Here is an 18,540-nt window from a genome sequence, read left to right as displayed (position 1 = left end):
TTTTTGAAAAAATCGCAGCAGAGAGACAACTTCATAAAAACCATAACCGGCCAATCTTGATATCGTTCAATCAACGAGTTGGATGGCACTGGCCGTCCGTCTTGTGACTTTTCACACGACCGACTGAAATCCCGGCCTGATTCACCGAGAATAAAATTCCGACCCTGTCTGATGCCCGCAAACACACCCGGTTCAGGGCGCCAGAATTTCTCGGAATTTTCAGACCATTTGACCGGACACATCCTCTGGAGGAAACAATGCGCAGTGATCTGATGAAAAAAGGGCTTGAGAGAGCGCCGCACCGCTCCCTTCTGAAAGCAATGGGTTACACCGACGAAGAGATCCAGCGTCCCCTGATCGGTGTCGGACATGCCCACAACGAGATTATTCCCGGGCACATCCATCTCGACAGAATTCTGGAAGCGGTCAAAACCGGTATCCGGATGGCCGGCGGCACTCCGATTTCGTTCGGGACCATCGGCGTCTGCGATGGGATCGCCATGAATCACCAGGGGATGAAATATTCCCTTGCCAGCCGCGAGATCATTGCCGATTCGGTTGAGATCATGGCCCAGGCCCATCCTTTTGACGGGCTTGTTCTGATCCCGAACTGCGACAAGGTCACTCCCGGGATGCTGATGGCGATGCTCAGGGTCAATATCCCCGCCCTGATGGTCAGCGGCGGGCCGATGCTTACCGGCCGTTTTCAAGGAAAAGATGTACACCTGGTCAGTGTTTTTGAAGGGGTCGGCAAGGTCAAGGCGAAGACCATGAGCGAGGAAGACTTAAACGAGCTGGAAAATTCAGCCTGCCCGGGGTGCGGCTCGTGTGCCGGGATGTTCACCGCCAACTCCATGAACTGCCTGACCGAGGCGATCGGACTCGGCCTCCCGGGGAATGGCACCATTCCCGCGGTGTCCGCAGCCAGAATCCGTCTTGCCAAACAGGCCGGGATGGCAATCATGGGTCTGCTGGAAAAAAACATCCGGCCGCGGGACATCGCAACCGTCAAAGCGTTTGAAAATGCCATGGCGGTCGATATGGCCCTCGGCTGTTCAACCAACACGGTCCTGCATGTCCCGGCAATCGCCTATGAAGCGGGCATTGAGCTGCCCCTGACTTCCTTTAATGAGGTGAGTCTGAAGACCCCGCATATCTGCAGTCTGATTCCGGGCGGACCACACAGCCTGCAGCAGCTGGACGAATCCGGCGGCGTTCAGGCAGTCATGAAGGAACTCCTGAACACCGGGTCCGGCCTCAATCTTGAGGTTATGACCGCTACCGGAAAAACCCTCGGTGAAAATCTTGCCAAGGCAAAAGTCCGGGACCACGAAATCATCCGACCGGTCAGCAATCCGTATCATAAGGAAGGCGGCATCGCTGTACTCTACGGCAATCTGGCGCCGGAAGGGGCGGTGGTCAAACAATCGGCCGTCCTGCCGGAGATGCTCAACCATAAAGGCCCGGCACGGGTCTACAATTCAGAGGAAGAGGCACAGAAAGCCATCCTCGGCGGCGAAATCAAGGCCGGAGACGTTGTGGTCATCCGCTACTGCGGACCAAAAGGCGGGCCCGGGATGCCGGAAATGCTCTCTCCGACTTCCGCGATCATCGGCATGGGTCTCGGCAACAGTGTGGCGCTTATCACCGACGGTCGTTTCAGCGGCGGCACGCAAGGGGCATGCCTGGGGCATATCTCCCCCGAAGCTGCCGAGGGTGGGCCTATCGGGCTCATTGAAGAGGGTGACACGATTGCCATTGATATCCCGAAACGCTTGATTGCCCTTGAAGTCAGCGACGAGATTCTTGCCGAGAGAAAACGCGGCTGGCAACCGCCGCCGCCAAAGATAACCAGCGGCTACGTCGCCCGCTACGCGAAGATGGTAACCTCCGGAAGCACCGGCGCGATTCTGAAAGCCTGATCCGGGGGAAACTCTGCCTGAAGTAGGAAAACATCCCTGGCGGGCATTTGCACCCCTTGGTGCGGGGTGACGGAACGCAGCGCATGCTCAACCAACCTTGGCCGGGCTGGAGGATTTTACGCCTTCATGCCCGGTCGGTAATTTATCTCAAGGGATTCTCTCAAGCCTTGCATTTGGAATTTACCGGCATATACAGCCTCCCATGCAGGATCGGGTTCCGAACCACCCTTTCCTTGGTCATGCTGCTGTTTTTTCTGTCTGCCCACCGGATCGGCGCTCAGGAAATGCAGGCCGGGGCCTGGACCATCACCTCCGACCGGATGATCTCTTTTGACAACCCCGCCAGAACCGTTGCCGACGGCAATGTGCTGATGGAATACTTCAACACCCCGAACCGCGACCCGGTGAGAATCAGCGCTGATTCAGTCACTTATTTTTCCGCCGAATCCCTGGTTGAAGCAAAGGGCAAGGTGACGATCAATGATCGTGACAGCAAGATCACCGCCAGTGAAGCCCGCATAAATTTAAAGGACCAGACCGGCAGCCTGAAGGAATCAGCCGTCACCATGGCCGGCCAGACCCTCCGTTTCACAGGAGCCCTGGTGGAAAAAACCGGGGAAAACACCTTCAGACTGACCGATGGCCTGATCACCGCCTGCGCCATCAAGGAAGGGAGGTCCCCCGACTGGTCGATCCGCTGCAGCGAGGCAACCATTGAAATCGACGGCATGGCCTATCTGAAACACTCATCCCTCCGCGCCAAAAAATTGCCGATCCTGTACTCGCCGTTCATGGTCCTTCCGGCCAAGGTCAGCAGAGCGAGCGGATTCCTCTTCCCGGAAATCTCCATGTCCAGCCGGGACGGCGCCGGTCTTGTGGCCCCATACTTCATCAACCTCTCACCGAGCAGCGACATGACCCTCTACCCTGGGTATTACAGCAGGCGAGGCGCCCTCACCGGAATCGACATCCGTCATGTTTCTGATTTTCATTCGCTCTTTTCAATCGGCACCAGCTACCTCGGCGACCTGACCGTCGACCAGGGACCGCCTCTCAGCAACGACGACTACCGGAAAGACGGCTATTTACGGACCAGAAAAGACCGCTACTGGCTGCGGGGCATGCTGGATCATGAGTTTTCCGGAAAGATGGCCCTGAAAATCGATCTGGATAGTGTTTCGGACCAGGATTTCCTGCACGAATTCCGGGAAACCGTCAACGGCTTCGACAAGACCAACCGGGAGATGGTGACCCACTTCAATCGCGGCTTCCAGGAAGCAAGCCTCGATTTCCGGGAATCAATCCTGCATTTTTCCACCCGGGGCGAACAGACCACCGGCGGAATGGAATTACGCTATACGGACAATGCCCTGGCAGATTACAACCCTTCCCCCCCTCTCCAGACCCTGCCCAGAATCATGTTGAAGAGCCGTCTGCCGATCGCCTCCCTGCCGGTCACTTTCGGCTGGGATTCCGAATACCTGAATTATTATCAAAAAGAGGGATTTGGTTACCACCGCCTCGACATGACTCCGCGCCTGATCCTGCCCATACCTCTCGGCCGGAGTGTTGAAGGCGTGGTTTCGGCCGGGCTCCGTGAAACTTTTTACCGGATCGAAACCTATGGCGACACCGGCTCTGCCAGCTGGAATTCTGAACGGAATAACAACCGCACCGGCTGGGAGATATCGGCCAATGCGGCGGGAGTTCTCTCCCGGGACTTCAGGCCTGATTTCGCCAGCCTTGAACTCATCCGGCACACCTTCCGCCCGAATCTGAAATACAACTATCTCTACACCGAAGATCAGAGCGACCTGCCTGATCTTGACAACACTGACCGTTTGCAGCTGATCAACCACGCCACCTGGCAGCTGAATAATTATTTTTTGCTCAGCGGCCTGAACAGCGAGGGAAGTTCCTACTCCAGAAACCTCGGCAGTATCAAGCTGAGCCAGTCGTTCAACATCAGGGAAGCCCGACGTGCCTCCACTGGCCCGGAAGATAAGCGCAGACCGTTATCCGATCTGCTGCTCGACATTGAAGTCTACCCGCTGGCGAACCTCTACCTCCATTATTACACCACCCTGAACGTTTACGGAAACGGCGTCACCGGCTATACCCTGAGCAGTAATTACAGCAATACCCGCAACGACATTTTTTCAATCGACTATAATTACCGCAAAGGCTCGGCCCGGGACCTGACCACGACCGCCCGGACAAAGCTCCACCGGCTGCTGTCGGCAAGTTACAGCACAACGCGTTCGTTTCTCACCGACCATAAAACCAACGAATCCCTGGGCCTGATCTATACCCCGGGATGCTGGGACCTGGAAATTTCAGTTTCGGAAAATTCTGAAGACAGAAAAGTCATGGCGACTATCACCCTGACCGGAATCGGCAAGGCCTGGGAGTGGGATCGATCAAACCTTTAAAAAAGTGAAAAGTGAAAAGTGAAAAGTGAAAAGTGAAAAGTGAAAAGTGAAAAGTGAAAAGTGAAAAGTGAAAAGTGAAAAGTGAAAAGTGAAAAGTGAAAAAAAAATGCCGGTATTGAAAACTGCTGTCAACATATTTTTCGGCCACATCCGGAGGTTAACCGGAGTGATGCCGACATGAAAAAATGGAGATCTCCCCTTGCAGGTCTATGATGTGTTTAATGGTGATGCCGACGGCATCTGCGCCCTGCACCAGCTCCGGCTGGCCGGACCGGAACCCGGGGCAATCCTCGTCACCGGCGTGAAAAGGGATATCCGGCTCCTCGACCGGCTTGTCGAAGTCCGGAATGCAACCATCACCGTGCTCGACATCTCTCTGGACAGCAACCGCGCATCCCTGCTGCAGATTCTCGCCGGCAACCGAGTGCGATACATTGATCATCATTTCGCCGGAGAGATCCCGACTTCGGCAAACCTGGAAGCGACGATTCTCCCCGCCCCCGAGCTCTGCACCTCCCTGATCGTCGACAATTTACTCGCCGGCCGACACCGGCCCTGGGCTATTGTCGGCGCGTTCGGCGACAACCTGCATGCACCCGCCCAACTTGCCGCAGAAAGCCTCTCTCTTTCCGGGGAGGAAACCACGAATCTCCGGGAGGTCGGTGAGTTGCTCAACTACAACAGCTACGGGAAAACGCCGACCGACCTTTATTTTCATCCGCTTGAGTTGTATAATGCCGTAAAGCCATACCGGAACCCGCTGGAATTCCACCGCGACTCCGAAGTCCTGAAAAAACTTCGCGACGGGTTCAAGGACGATATGGAAAGAGCCCGCCAAACCGACCTGTTCCGGGAAACCGCCGCCGGCAGGATCTATCTGATGCCGGATGAGTCTTGGAGCAGAAGGGTTGCCGGGGTTTTTATGAATGAGAAGGCCAGGGAGAGAGAGAACCAGGCCCATGCCCTGCTGGTTGACAACGGCGACCGGACCCTGCTGGCAAGCATCAGGGCCCCCCTTGCCAACCGAACAGGCGCCGACACCCTGTGCCGCAAGTTTCCAACCGGCGGGGGCAGAGCGGCTGCCGCGGGAGTCAACAGCCTCCCGGAGCGGATGCTGGAGGAATTCATCACCGCCTTCAGCGAAACCTTCAGCGCATGATTTAATTCACAGGGAGAGAACAATTGCATACTTTCTTCAATCGAGGGTGTTTGCCCATTCTGTTATTAACCCTCGTCCTGTCCTCCGGACCGTCCGCTGCCGCTGAGGCCGAAAAACCATTGGCCGCCGATCTCGTCAAGGACGGCCAGACCATCAACCTGAACTCCCCGCGATACCAGGAGCTTTTTGCCGAACTGCAGGTGAAACACAACTTCAGCCGCCGGGAACTGGAAAAACTGTTTCGAGGCGTCACCATCCGCAGAAGGGTTCTGGAACTGATGGACACCCAGTGGGAAGCCCGTCCGTGGTATGATTACTACCCCCGGTTCATTACTGCCAAAAACATCTCCGAAGGCCGAAAGAATCTCGATAAATTCAAGGACATCCTTGCCCGAATCGAAAAAGATCTGGGGGTTGAAAAGGAGATCGTGGTCGCGATCTGGGGTATCGAGAGCCAATACGGCAAACACAAGGGCGCCTTCAACATGTTTCGCACCCTGAATACGATGTTTGACGCCTACCCCCGGCGCAGCAAGTTCTACCGGGACCAGCTGATCCACTATCTGCTGCTCTGCCGCGAGAACAATGTCGACCCCCTCTCGATCACCGGGTCCTATGGCGGAGCATTTGGCCAGACCCAGTTCATTCCATCGAGTTTCAGGGAATACGCCGTTGATTACGACCAGGACGGACGGAGGGATGTCTGGGCCTCAATTCCCGACATTCTCGCCAGTATCGCAAACTACCTGCACAGGTATAACTGGGAAGCGGGAAGTCCGGTGTATCAGGACCTCGGCCCGGTCCTCAAAGGGGAAGAGCTTGAGGCGGCTTACAAAAAAGGGAGAAAGGGTCTGGTAAACTGGCAGGTCGTGGCAAAAATCCAGGGCATTGATCTGCCGCAACCTCCGGAAAACCGCGACCTCACCATTGTAGGTCTGGAACTGAATGGCGGCGGAATGCGCTATCTGGCCGGGTATCCGAATTTTCAGGCCATTACCAAGTGGAACAACTCCAACCGATACGCAATGGCGGTCACCGAGCTGGCGGCCCGTTTCAGGGACCAGTAATCAGCACGATACGCTCCCGGGGGTTCTCCGGATATCAAGGAACCCCGTTACCTTAAGGCTCCTATCAGCATATTTCTTCGAGATCCCGGTGGGGATAATGCAGATCATGCTACTCATCAACCGGGTCTGAACAGCCGCAGCTATTTTCCTCGGCCAGACATTCCGGACACAGCAGTTCCCCCCGAAGATATTGAAAGCCTGAGTTTTCCAATCTGCCGCATATCCCCCTGCCGCATCTTGAACAGACAATCATCTCACTCTGGCGGAAATTTTTCAGCCGTCTCTGTTTCACAGATTTTTGAGAAAATCGAGAACCTCCTCGTGGAAGACATCACCATGTTCGAGGTAACAGGGGTGAGGAGCGCCGGAAATAACCTTGAGCCTGCTGCCGGGGATTTCTCTTTCCAGAACCTGGCCATATTCAAGGGGTGACACTGAATCCTCTCCCCCCCAGATGGCAAGAACCGGAATCCGGATCTCCCGGAGACGCCTTCTGTTTTCAGGAATCCCGATCGGACCAACCAGAACCAGAGCCCCAACCTGCTCCGGGCAAGACAGGCAGAACTCAAGACAAATCCTGCCACCCATCGAAGGCCCGATCAAAACCGGTCGGGCCATCCCCATCTGGGAAATCACCGATACCAGCACTTCTGCCGGCGCCAACTCGGCCGCCGGCGATTTTCCGAAACCCGGCATATCAAGGGCGAGACACCTGAATCCGGCTCCGGCAAGTATTTCAAGAGTGCCGGTCTGTTTCCAGGTTTCGGCCTGAAATTTCATGCCATGGAGAAGGATGACATCCCTGCCTTCACCTTCGCCTGCCAGGAGTGCATGCACCCCGCAATCGGCAACCTCAATCCTAAGCTCTTTGATTCCACCCACCAGACACCTCCAGTGCAGCCCCCTCTTTTCGAATCAACTCGTCAGCATAAACCACCCGAGAGACTCGACACCGAGCCGCTACAGGCTTTCAAGGACTTTTTTGACCATGTTGCCGTCCGCTGCTCCTGCAAAATGTTCCATAATCGGTTTCATGGCCTGCATCTTGTTCCTGAATTCGTCCATCTTGATGTTCGAACTGATCCAGGCGCGTATTTCCGCTTCGGTCGGTTGTTTAGGAAGATACCCTTCAAGAATGACCAGGTAATCGGAACTGTCCCCCCCGGATTTCTCAAGGATTTCCAGCTCGGATTTCACCAGCTTGCGGATGATTCCCTGGATCTGCTGGTCGGAAAGCTCCTTGCTGGCCTGTCGGCCGAACTCACCAATCAGCACCCGCAAGGCAGATGTCCTGGCCTCGTCCTTACTCTTCATTGCCTCTTTGAGATCGCTTCTGATTTTTTCCTGCAAACTCATCCTCGATGACTCCTGAATTTTTCACCCTACGGGTATACGCTTCGTACGAGCAGGCAAACTGCTCAACTTAAGCCTGATTTGTTGCCCACAGACCATCTCTGTCACATACACTCTATTTCCTTACCCTGAAAAAGAAATTACCGCCACTGATCTTCAGGAAGCCGTCCTGCTCTTCGACCACAAATCGCTCCCCGTTGACGCTGTTTTCCGGCAACAGCCCGGGGTCTTTTCCGGCAACCGATTTCAATAACCAGGTCAGGGCCGTTATTCTGGCTTTCACCGCCTCCTTTTTCCCGTCATAGCTGTCGACTGCAGGCATCGCGATGGCGTTCAGGAAACGCCCGGTTGGATTGACCAGCGAAAAAGGGTGGTCCGCAATCTCCTGCAGTCTGGCGTTCAGGTTTTCTGCTTTCTTTCCCTTCTGTTCCCGCGGCAGGTAGACGATATCAATCTGTTCGGCAAAGAGACCATCGATGAAGTCACGATTGGCATTGACATCGAAGAAGGGCCAGCGCAGAAAGCGTGCAACCAGACTGCGATACAGATCGTTGCCGGGCCCGGCGACAATCAGGGGGACGGCTCCTTTTTGATCCTGCAGCATGAAACTGCTGATTGCGGCACACTCGATCATCAGCCCCCCTGCCAGAGAGCTGTCGAGAAGCGCGGGCATTCTATCCATGCTCTCAAGAAGCTCTTCAGCCATGCCCTGGTCAAGGGCAAGAATCCCGGTTTCAAAAAAATCCGCCAGAAAACCCGCCATCGCAATGCTCGCCATCGCATTGACCAACCCGTCTCGTGAATCGAGCCGGTTTCTGACACCTCGCCAGAGGAGCAGATATCCGGCAAATGCTTCGGCAGATCTTCCCTCGTCGATCATCCGAGTCAAATCCAGCAGTTCGATCCGGTAGAGATCAACGAGATTTTTATAGCGTGGTATCGGTTCGGACATGGGAAGACCGAGTTGCCCCTCGATTTCGCTGAAAGGTTTCCCCGTCACACCGGCCGTAATAAAATCGAGCAGCCTGCCTCGTTCCGCGCCGCACCTTTCGTTTAATATTTCGGCCATGCCCTGATAGGCATAATCATACCTGTCTTTTTGCCACGAAAAACCACCCGGCAGCGAATAACAGGCCTGCTCACCATTTTCCAGGAGAGTGAACAACTCGGCATACCCGGCTGCCTGATCCGGTGGCGGCTGAACTATCTTGATTCTTGGTGCCACAGGTTTTGCAGGGGGATAATTAAAGGCGATCAGGACCAGCACGATCAAAAGGAGCAGGTTACTCAGGAGCGTCAGCGGGACAAGCAGAATACTGACGAGCTTCCCCATTGATGATGGCGAGCGCTCCCGAAAAAAGGCATGGATCAGTGAGAGTACCGCCAGGAAAAGAAGCGCCCAGGAAAGAAGGTCGCAGGAGCCGGAAACGACAAACCGGTCAATAGAGAAGAGGAGAACTAACGCAGCTGCAGAAAATCTCAGATATTTTTTCAGCATCGAACCCCCTGAACACAGCTCGCTCCCCCTTGACGCTCTGCTCCACACAGAAATACAAAATGAATGAAAATGGAAGGGAAAAACCAAACCCCGCTTATTGATAACGACTTCACAACAAGTTGTTTTTCTCATGGGGCACAAGCGTTTCAGTCAACTCTCGCCTCGCTGCTCCCCATACAACCAAGTATTTTCCCCGTAGTATCCGGCGCAGAAAAAAACAATTCCTGACAGGACAACACCCCAGACCATATATCCGGCGGAACCGACGGAGAAAGCACGACTTATACTGAAAGCCCGATCACCATAAAAAACATTTATCTTTTTTCCCCTTTTCAACTATCTTAGGATGATGAAAACAACCTTCAGGAAAAGAAAGAACGGACTGCCGATCATCCTCGTGATGCTCTTCTCCATCTTCTGCACTCCCGCTTTTTCAGAAATAACCGCAAACCCCAAAAACAATTTCTGCTTCAAGCCCGGCGAGAAACTATCCTACAAACTCTGCTGGGGGCTCATTCCGGCCGGATTTGCGGAGCTTTCCGTCGAACCGCCCAAAGAGCTGGACGGCGAAACCGCCCTCCATTTCCTCCTGACCATCAGAACAAACTCCTTCATGGACCATATTTACAAGGTCCGGGACCGGATCGAATCCTTCACCGATCTGGAACTTGACAATTCACTTCTCTACATCAAAAACCAGCACGAAGGAAAGACCATCCGGAATATTTCGGTCAACTTCGACCTGGAAAACCATACTGCAACGCACATCAACAGCTGGGAGAAAAGGGAACCGATTCCCATCAGTGAAAAAACCCTCGACCCCCTTGCCTCCCTCTTTTACGTCCGCAATCAACCCCTCAGCGAAGGCCTGGAAATAACCAGACCGGTCACCGACGGCAAAAAGAACGTGCTCGGGGTCGCCCGAGTCATCAAGCGGGAAAAGATCCAGGTCGGGGATATCGAGTACGACACCTTCGTCGTGGAACCCGACCTGAAGGATGTCCGAGGGGTTTTTGAAAAAAGCGACAAATCAAAGCTCACGCTCTGGATTTCCGCCGACGACCGCCGCCAGGTGGTGAAGATCAAAAGCAAAGTTGTGGTCGGCTCCTTTACAGGGACCCTGATCAACTGATACACTCTGGGTATGGATCGCTCCCAAACCTTACATACTATCCCTTTCATAGCTTTTGCCACCCTCCTTCTTGTTTCCTCAGGGGCTGCAATGAATGGCAGCTGCACTCTGGGTGACTGCATCAAGGGTCAGGGAACCTATGTCTATGCCGACGGCTCAAAATATGAAGGCGAATGGCTTGACGGCCGCAAGCACGGCCAGGGCACATTTTCCTTCTATGATGGTCGCAGACATTCCGGCGGCTGGCAGGAGGACCTGCCGGAAGGCAGGGGGGTCTACACCACCCCGGATGGGGGCAGATACGAAGGCGAGATCAGGGGCGGCCGGGAGCATGGACAGGGCACCATCACCTACCCGGATGGCAGGGAATACGTCGGCACCTGGCGGAACGGTCTGTCAAGCGGCCAGGGCACGATGTTCTACCCTGACGGCAGCAGATACATCGGGGAATTCAAAAACGGTTATTCAGGAGGCAGAGGAACCATGACCCACGCCAGCGGTGAAGTGTATACCGGTGAATGGCGGAGCGGCAAGCGAGATGGCCAGGGCGAGGTGAAACTGCCCGATGGCTCGGTATACACTGGTGAATTTGCCGAAGGTCTGGCCAACGGCAGCGGCACCATGACCTATCCCGACGGTGTCCGCTATGTGGGTGAATGGCGGAACGGCTCCTCAAACGGACAAGGAATGATGACCATCCCCGACGGCAGAACATACCGGGGAACGTTCAAGGATGGTCAGTTCCACGGGCAGGGGATATTTGTTTTTGCCGAAGACTATCAATATGAAGGGGGCTGGAAGCACGGCAAACCCCACGGCTTCGGCACCGAAACCCTGCCGGACGGCTCGGTGCAGTCCGGTTACTGGCAGAACGATGAATATGTCGGGGAAAAAAGACCGGAGAATCTTGATTAAAAGGTTGTCAGATCCAGACCGAACCCGCCGCTTCTGACCCGCCGGTAATAGTCCACCAGATCACTGTTGTAGCCATCCGACCACCAGACCATCAGCGGAAAGGAACCGATCTTGATCAACGACTCCAGCCTGACCGTGTTGTTGGAAAAAGCACTTTTATATCCGGTTGTATAGACAATCGAGAATCCCCCGAAGAGACTTAAGGTCAACTTTTCAAACTCAATTGGATATTCCTTTGTCTTATACATCATTTTGACGGTTATTCCGTCAACCTCTTTCCGCGGCCTTCCGTTGCTGTCGTTCTCCCAGGAGTTGTATTCCTCTGCTTCACCCTGCAAAGCCCCCTTCTCCAGAAAATATTTCAAACTGAGAAGCGATGAGAATCCTTCGCCTGATCCCCCGTCGTCTCCAGTTGAATCCGCACCCTCATTTTTCTCAATTCCACCAAAGTTCCTGAAGATAACCACCTCCCAGTAATCCCAGCCGCGGCTGATATAGTCATTGGCAAATTCCGGGTCTTCCCCATCCCGGATAAAGTCGCTCCTGAGATCCTGATACGCGGCAAAGGAGTTTGTCCGCTGCCCATTGGACTCATGACCATAGCCCAGGTCAATGAAGCTTTTTTCCGGGTCCCTGGTAAAGAACCGGAGAAAGAGTTTTGGATTAAACCGTTTCCCGATCACCGGCGATGACTCCCGGGTGCCGATGTACTGCCCAAATCTGCCGGTAAAAGCAAAGTACGGGATTGAACGCAGATATCTTGTGCTCAGCTCGGATAAGGTCCTTCCGCCGGCCGCACCCTCTTTGGCCGCTTTCGCACTTTCCAGACTCAGAAACGGATATTGCAACGAAACGGTAAAATCCATATAACCGACATCATTGTCGTCGAAGGTCCAGCCGATCCGGTTCGGCTCATAACTCTGCAGCCAGGCTTCTTTACGGCCCACCCCGGCATCATCTCCGGCAACTGCGTCAACCCTGATCGGCAGAGAAAAGATCAGAACAAGCAGAATAACCGGTTTACTCATCGGAATTTCCATATATCGATATTAATCCCGCAGCAAATGAAAACGATTCCCATACTGAACATCGGCAGCTGAACAGACACTCCGGTTATATAATCTAAAGTGGCTCTATGTGAAACTCAGCCGATGAATCTTTTTTTACCCCTGTCCGTGGGAGGTTTCCTGGATGCCTAATCAAAACTCACCGGATATGCATTCCGCAGACAGCAAAAGATCTGTGCCTCGGGATCCGGGAACTCTTTTCCGCTATGCAAGTTCAAAACATAACCAGCTCTATTCGTTTTGACGTCTTAATCGTGAGATGATAGAGTCAGAGACGAATTGTGACTTTTAGCAAGGAAGCAAAACCCTTGGGCGCACCGGGGAAAAAAACCAGTTGATGGACATTTCACATACAAACACCCTTGAGGATTTTTTTATCGCGGCGGTAATTATGCTTGCAAGCATCGTGGCCGCCCAATTCCTCTATCATACCCTGCGGGGAATGATTGAAAAGAGCCGCTTTGGGACCTCGACCACTGAACAGACGAAAAGCCTTCTGCAGATTCCGGGATTTTTCCGCCTTTTCATCCTGATCCGGGGCTGTCTGCTCACCTTCGACCTGTTTCGGGTCGACCCGGCCGCCCTTGAACTGGCTGCCGCGGCCAGGACCTCGCTCGCCCTGATCGGCAATCTTTTCCTGTACTTCGGACTGATCGCCACGACCAGGGCCGGCTTTACTGCCTGGGCAACAAAGCACATAAACCGTCAGGACCGCGACAATCCCAAAAGTGACCGCCACCACAAAAAAAATCCGGTGGAAGCTGCGATCCGAAAGACCCGCACCCTGAACAACCTTCTCCTCCTCCCCCTGGGGGTTCTCATCTTTCTGCCGGAACTGGACCTCACCCTCCCGAAAGAGGAGATCCTCTACGGAGCCGCCCTGTTGTTTCTGATCAATGCACTGGTCCTCTCCTTTGCCGCCACCGCATTACAGAAAAACAAGGTGGTTTCCCCACCGGTCAACAAGATCGCCAGATCTTCGTACGAACTTGAATTACTTGAATCCATGTCAGGGAAGGATCAGAATTTCCCGATCATCCTCGACATCGTCTCCCTTTTTCTCGACATCGTAAAACACCATCTCGGCGCCGGGAAAGACGCCCCGTGCCGGTTCACCATGGTTGAACATGACGTCTCCAGGTCCAAATATCTTTTCGAGCTTGAAGTTCCCCTGCACAGCATCTGGAAAAAAAGACGAATCACCGTTGGCAGACTGGCGGCAGATTCCGGGAGCAGGAGCACCTGCTTCTTTGTGATCTACAATGAATACCTGGTCGTCAAAATTCCCCCGGAACCGATCACCGACCCGACCGAGTATCTTGAAAGCCTGAAACATGAGGCAGCCATAGCCAAGCAGGTCGACATGGATGAATGCATCATCCCCTCAATCTCGGTCATCCTGAAATATGTCGATCCGTCGATGGAGGCCGGGAACAGTATCGATACCCCGGAGGAAATCGCCAGGATCTCCCTCCGGCGGCATCCGGAACATTACCGTTTTCTCAAGGTCGGTGAGTCCTTCGCCTATTTCATGGACATGTCGAAATACTATTTCCTCCAGAAGGTGATCACGACCCTGCATGAAACAACAGCTTCGGGCGGCAGGGTCCCGTTCCTCCGGATCAAGCCCTCCCTCGAAGGAATCGTCGGGAACCTCCTGAACCTCCTGGCCCGGATCAGCAATAAAGGAGTCGCCCTGCGTGATCTGAAGCCGGACAATCTGCTGGTTGCCGGTGACCGCAACAACTATCCCGGCTTCCTGAACCGGCCGGCAGAGTATGTGATCGGCCTGATCGATATCGAAACCGCTGTCGTCTACGGAAACCCGCCCCGGAAAATCATCAGCCAGCCCCAGTCGGGAGGGACTCCCCGCTACGCGACCCCCTCCCATTTCTTCAAGAACAACCTGATCCTCCATCTCTATGGTGAAATTGCCGACATCCTCCATCTCCAGGACTGGTATGGCACGATCGCCGTGATCTTCAAGGTGATCACCGCCCGCTATCTTTTTAAAGAAGCGGCCATAACCCTCCCGCCGATTGCCCAAAAGCTGAACGCCTTGAAGGTGGCGGAAGAAGTTGTAAGGTTCGCGATGGATGCAAGCTGCTATTTCTGGAGAACCGCCGATGCCGAGTTTTATCGGAAAACAGCCGAAGAACGAAAAATCCTCGACGAACTTACGATCCAGATTGATTCACCGGCAGCCGCCATGTTCAAAGAACGGATTGCGGTCGAACAAAACAACCTGGCGGAAGCGATCCGGAAAATGGTGACCAGCCAGGCCATCAATCCCGCTGATGCACACAAACTGCTCCAGGCCTCAGCGCAGGAGATCTCAAGTTTTTCAGGCCAGTGGCAGAAGCTGTGCGCAACCAGGGAAGATCTGCAGAAGCGGCTGCCGCAGACCCTTCAGATGTTAAAAGAACTGCATGAAAAGAAGGCTGAGCTTGAAAAACTGGGCCAGACCTTGCAACTGTTCAACGCTCCCGCACCGAAGATAACCGCCCTCCTCCTTCTCGAAACCATGTATTCTCTGGTCAACCGAAAGATGTTCAGAGAGGAATGGAAAAAACTGCCGGCAAAGAGTCTGGCGGACCTGATGGGCACGTCACCGAGCAATCTCTCGGAAACCCTCCTCGAAGCAACCGGGGCGGAATACCAGGCATCCCCTGACGGACCCACGGAAAAGATCTGAAATCGTTCGCAGGACTTGGAATGGGGCATTGATCAGAGCAGAATCAACAAATTTCCAACTCCCATAAAATCGCAAAAAAAAATGGGGAACCAGCCGAAGCTGATTCCCCTTATATAAAAACTGGCGTCCCCAACGAGATTCGAACTCGTGTTGCCGGCGTGAAAGGCCGGTGTCCTGGACCTGACTAGACGATAGGGACACAAAGTTGAGCGCATGTCGTAAAGTGGTGGGTCGTGCGCGACTCGAACGCGCGACTCTCTGCTTAAAAGGCAGATACTCTACCGACTGAGTTAACGACCCGCCAACGAAAGAGGGTCTTTTACACTAATCATAATAGCCTGTCAAGACTCTCCAAAGCAATTTTTTTCCTTTTTATTTACGCTGGACGCAGAACCCCTTTCCCCGCAAAGCACATGAAAGTCCGTGCAAATATCCCACCGGCAAAGTCTTGCTCCGGGTATTTTAAAAACCTTGTCCTCGTCCCCCCTCTCTGCTATATCTTCCATGGTTCCGGAGCAGGAGTAATCACTTCATTTTTACTGTAAGGAGAACATATGGGGCTGTTAACCAACTCGGCGAGTTTTGTCCGTTTCAGCGTGGAGGGAGAACCGCCCGCCAATTTCTGGGATTTTGCCGCGGAGCGGATCGCCAAATACGCTTTCCGGGACATTGACGACAACTATGATGAGCGGTCCATCGGCTGGGTCTCCGCCATGAACATGTTCGACAGCGATTTCGCCTACTCCTCATATTCGGCCGGAGATTACGTAGTTCTTTCCTTGAGAATCGATGAACGGAAGGTTTCCTCGGCCGCGTTGAAAAAATACACCCTCAAGGAAGAGGAGCGGATCAAGCGGGAAAAACAGATCCCGAGACTCTCCCGCGACCATCGCCAGGAAATCAAGGAAAGCATGAACATCATGCTGATGAAAAAAGCGGTGCCGATACCGGTAGTCTACGATCTCGCCTGGAACCTCGCGGAAGGCACGGTGCTCTTTTTTTCCACAAGCAAGAAAGCGATCAGCGAGCTTGAGGACTTTTTCAAGGAATCCTTCGACCTCCACCTGATGCAGCAAATCCCTTACGTCACCGCGGGCTTTCTTCTGGATGAAAAAGATGCCGACAAACTCGGGGACCTGACCCCGGAAATTCTGATCTGAAGGAGCGTTGCGAATGGATTTAGTTGACCTGATGGTGGAAAAACGCTTCCTGGGACAGGAATTTCTGACCTGGCTCTGGTACAAAAGCGAAGAGCGAGGCGGGACCGTTTTCCTGGAAAGCACCGGCACCGACATTGAGCTCGTGTTCGAAAAGCACATCTTCCTTGAATCGGGAGAAGGCGAATCATATGAAAAACTGATCTGCCAGGGGTTGCAGGCCGAACTGCATGAGGCGCGCACCGGCCTGGCCATGGGCAAGAAAATCGAACAGGCCCGGATCATGATGATTAAGGATGACCATGAGTTCCACTTCACCTTAAAGGGAAGTGTGTTCGAGTTCCGCTCCGTAAAGTTGCCGAAGACCATGGCCTCGGCGGATGAAAGCGATGATCCGGATGCCGCCGAAGGGCGACTGCTGGACAAGATCGGACTCTACGAGATTTGCCTGCGGACCACGGATGAACTTTTCCGGATGTTTCTCAAACGCCGGATTGGATCAGACTGGCCGGTGGAACTTGACAAGCTCCGCAGCTGGATCAAAAAAGGTCATTGATCCGGGATAACTGTTTGCCAAAAAACCACAATTTGTTATGAAATCATTCTGTTTACAAGCCATCTGACACATTTCTGGAGAGACAATGGATTTTGAAACAGTCATCGGCCTTGAGGTCCATGCCCAGCTCAATACCAAAACCAAGATCTTCTGCGGTTGTTCCACCGAGTTCGGCAAGCCGCCCAACACCAACACCTGTCCGGTCTGTCTCGGAATGCCGGGGGTCCTGCCGGTATTAAACCGCCAGGTCGTCGAAAACGCGATCAAAATGAGTCTCGCCACCGACTGCGAGATCAACCGGATCAACCAGTTCGCCCGGAAGAATTACTTCTATCCCGACCTGCCGAAGGGCTACCAGATCTCCCAGTTTGAACTGCCCATCGCCGAACACGGCCGGGTCGAGATCGAAGTGGCCGGCGAAAAAAAAGAGATCGGCCTGACCCGGATCCACATGGAAGAAGACGCCGGCAAGCTTGTCCATGACGAACACGAACCAAAAAGCTACGTTGACTTGAACCGCACCGGCACCCCGCTGATCGAGATCGTCAGCGAACCGGACCTCCGCTCGCCGGAAGAGGCCGCCGCATACTTGAAAAAACTGCACGCCATCCTCCGCTATCTCGATATCTGCGACGGAAACATGCAGGAAGGCAGCTTCCGCTGTGACGCCAACATCTCGCTGCGCCCGAGGGGGCAAAAGGAATTCGGCACCCGGACCGAGCTGAAGAACATGAACTCCTTCCGCAACGTCCAGAAGGCACTTGAATACGAAGAGCGCCGCCAGCGCGACATCCTTCTCGACGGCGGCGAAATCGTCCAGGAAACGCTCCTCTGGGACCCGGACAACAACAAGACCAACTCCATGCGCTCCAAAGAGGAGGCGCATGACTACCGCTATTTTCCCGACCCCGACCTGATCCCGATCGAGATTTCGGAAGAATGGATCGAGAACCTCCGGGAACACCAGCCGGAGCTGCCCGACGAACGAAAGAAGCGGTTTATCGAACAGCTGGAACTCCCCGATTACGATGCGGTCATCCTCACCTCCGAACGGGAACTGGCCGACTATTTCGAGACGGCCCTCGCCGGATATGCCAATGCCAAGAAACTCTCCAACTGGATCATGACCGAACTGATCCGTGAACTGAAAGGGGAGGAAAATGATATCAAACAATGCCTGGTCTCCCCGGCCAATCTGGCCGCCCTTCTCACCCTGATCGAGAAGGGCACCATCAGCGGCAAGATCGCCAAAACGGTCTTCCAGGAAATGCTGGCAACCGGTAAAGACCCGGATACCGTGGTCAAAGAGAAAAATCTGGTCCAGATGAGTGATGAGGGCGACCTGCTGCAGATCGTCCGGGAGATCATCGCCGCCAATCCGGAGCAGGTCCAGCAGTTCAGGGACGGCAAGGACAAGGTCATGGGCTTTTTTGTCGGCCAGCTGATGCAGAAAACCAAGGGGCGGGCCAACCCGAAAATGGCCAACCAGTTGTTTACCGAAGAACTGAAAAAATAACGAAGGCAGAAGACGAATACCGGCAGCTTAACAGACTGAGATCATTAACATAATTTCACTTTACCATGCTG

Annotated in this window: 14 protein-coding genes and 2 tRNA genes; 10 read left to right on the top strand and 6 right to left on the bottom strand. The window is 53.9% G+C overall.

What is annotated here, in order from left to right:
- The first annotated feature begins 257 nt into the window (after positions 1–257).
- The 4 genes from ilvD (at position 258) to KKG35_15135 (ending at position 6,580) form a co-directional block, all read left to right on the top strand.
- Positions 258–1,922, top strand: coding sequence for a dihydroxy-acid dehydratase (gene ilvD / locus KKG35_15150; GenBank protein MBU1739464.1), 1,665 nt, complete (start codon positions 258–260; stop codon positions 1,920–1,922).
- An 83-nt stretch (positions 1,923–2,005) separates the two neighbouring features.
- Positions 2,006–4,354 carry an LPS assembly protein LptD gene (gene lptD / locus KKG35_15145; GenBank protein MBU1739463.1) on the top strand — a complete coding sequence of 783 codons (2,349 nt, stop codon included), beginning with the start codon at positions 2,006–2,008 and terminating at the stop codon, positions 4,352–4,354.
- A 199-nt stretch (positions 4,355–4,553) separates the two neighbouring features.
- Positions 4,554–5,513: an acetyltransferase gene (locus KKG35_15140; protein MBU1739462.1), complete on the top strand. Its 960-nt coding sequence runs from the start codon at positions 4,554–4,556 to the stop codon at positions 5,511–5,513.
- Positions 5,514–5,590: 77 nt separating this feature from the next.
- A complete protein-coding gene (locus KKG35_15135) occupies positions 5,591–6,580 on the top strand; it encodes a lytic murein transglycosylase (protein ID MBU1739461.1) in 990 nt (329 codons plus the stop codon).
- Between the two features lie 288 nt (positions 6,581–6,868).
- Here KKG35_15135 and KKG35_15130 read toward each other — a convergent pair whose 3' ends face one another.
- From KKG35_15130 to KKG35_15120, 3 genes are all read right to left on the bottom strand, one after another.
- On the bottom strand, positions 6,869–7,462 hold the full coding sequence (locus KKG35_15130; GenBank protein ID MBU1739460.1) for an alpha/beta fold hydrolase: 594 nt from the start codon (positions 7,460–7,462) through the stop codon (positions 6,869–6,871).
- 78 nt (positions 7,463–7,540) lie between these two features.
- Complete coding sequence (locus KKG35_15125) at positions 7,541–7,936, bottom strand: GatB/YqeY domain-containing protein (protein ID MBU1739459.1); 396 nt, start codon at positions 7,934–7,936, stop codon at positions 7,541–7,543.
- Positions 7,937–8,048: 112 nt separating this feature from the next.
- On the bottom strand, positions 8,049–9,431 hold the full coding sequence (locus KKG35_15120; protein MBU1739458.1) for a hypothetical protein: 1,383 nt from the start codon (positions 9,429–9,431) through the stop codon (positions 8,049–8,051).
- Positions 9,432–9,777: 346 nt separating this feature from the next.
- On the opposite strand from KKG35_15120, the gene KKG35_15115 reads away from it, so the two are divergent.
- Together KKG35_15115 and KKG35_15110 are read left to right on the top strand one after the other, a co-directional pair.
- Positions 9,778–10,563 (top strand): DUF3108 domain-containing protein, encoded by a 786-nt coding sequence (locus KKG35_15115; protein ID MBU1739457.1) that lies wholly within the window; start codon positions 9,778–9,780, stop codon positions 10,561–10,563.
- A 90-nt stretch (positions 10,564–10,653) separates the two neighbouring features.
- A complete protein-coding gene (locus KKG35_15110; protein MBU1739456.1) occupies positions 10,654–11,478 on the top strand; it encodes an MORN motif-containing protein in 825 nt (274 codons plus the stop codon).
- On the opposite strand, the gene KKG35_15105 is transcribed toward KKG35_15110, so the two are convergent.
- Complete coding sequence (locus KKG35_15105; protein MBU1739455.1) at positions 11,475–12,506, bottom strand: hypothetical protein; 1,032 nt, start codon at positions 12,504–12,506, stop codon at positions 11,475–11,477. The genes KKG35_15110 and KKG35_15105 overlap by 4 nt on opposite strands.
- A 376-nt stretch (positions 12,507–12,882) precedes the next feature.
- Between KKG35_15105 and KKG35_15100 the strand changes: the two genes are divergently transcribed.
- Positions 12,883–15,240, top strand: coding sequence for a hypothetical protein (locus tag KKG35_15100; protein MBU1739454.1), 2,358 nt, complete (start codon positions 12,883–12,885; stop codon positions 15,238–15,240).
- 121 nt (positions 15,241–15,361) lie between these two features.
- Here KKG35_15100 and KKG35_15095 read toward each other — a convergent pair.
- Together KKG35_15095 and KKG35_15090 are read right to left on the bottom strand one after the other, a co-directional pair.
- Positions 15,362–15,439: transfer RNA gene (locus KKG35_15095), tRNA-Glu, on the bottom strand.
- 25 nt (positions 15,440–15,464) lie between these two features.
- A tRNA-Lys gene (locus KKG35_15090) sits at positions 15,465–15,540 on the bottom strand.
- A 254-nt stretch (positions 15,541–15,794) separates the two neighbouring features.
- On the opposite strand from KKG35_15090, the gene KKG35_15085 reads away from it, so the two are divergent.
- The 3 genes from KKG35_15085 (at position 15,795) to gatB (ending at position 18,469) form a co-directional block, all read left to right on the top strand.
- Positions 15,795–16,400, top strand: a complete 606-nt coding sequence (locus KKG35_15085; GenBank protein MBU1739453.1) for a recombination-associated protein RdgC — start codon at positions 15,795–15,797, stop codon at positions 16,398–16,400.
- Between the two features lie 13 nt (positions 16,401–16,413).
- Positions 16,414–16,953, top strand: coding sequence for a hypothetical protein (locus tag KKG35_15080; GenBank protein MBU1739452.1), 540 nt, complete (start codon positions 16,414–16,416; stop codon positions 16,951–16,953).
- Between the two features lie 85 nt (positions 16,954–17,038).
- Positions 17,039–18,469: an Asp-tRNA(Asn)/Glu-tRNA(Gln) amidotransferase subunit GatB gene (gatB, locus tag KKG35_15075; GenBank protein MBU1739451.1), complete on the top strand. Its 1,431-nt coding sequence runs from the start codon at positions 17,039–17,041 to the stop codon at positions 18,467–18,469.
- The last annotated feature ends 71 nt before the right edge of the window (positions 18,470–18,540 follow it).

The sequence above is a fragment of the Pseudomonadota bacterium genome, assembly GCA_018823285.1.
In the GTDB taxonomy this organism is placed as follows: Bacteria; Desulfobacterota; Desulfobulbia; order Desulfobulbales; family JAGXFP01; genus JAHJIQ01.
Note: the sequence above shows the minus strand (reverse complement) of the source record. Positions and strands in the feature narration are given on the sequence as shown.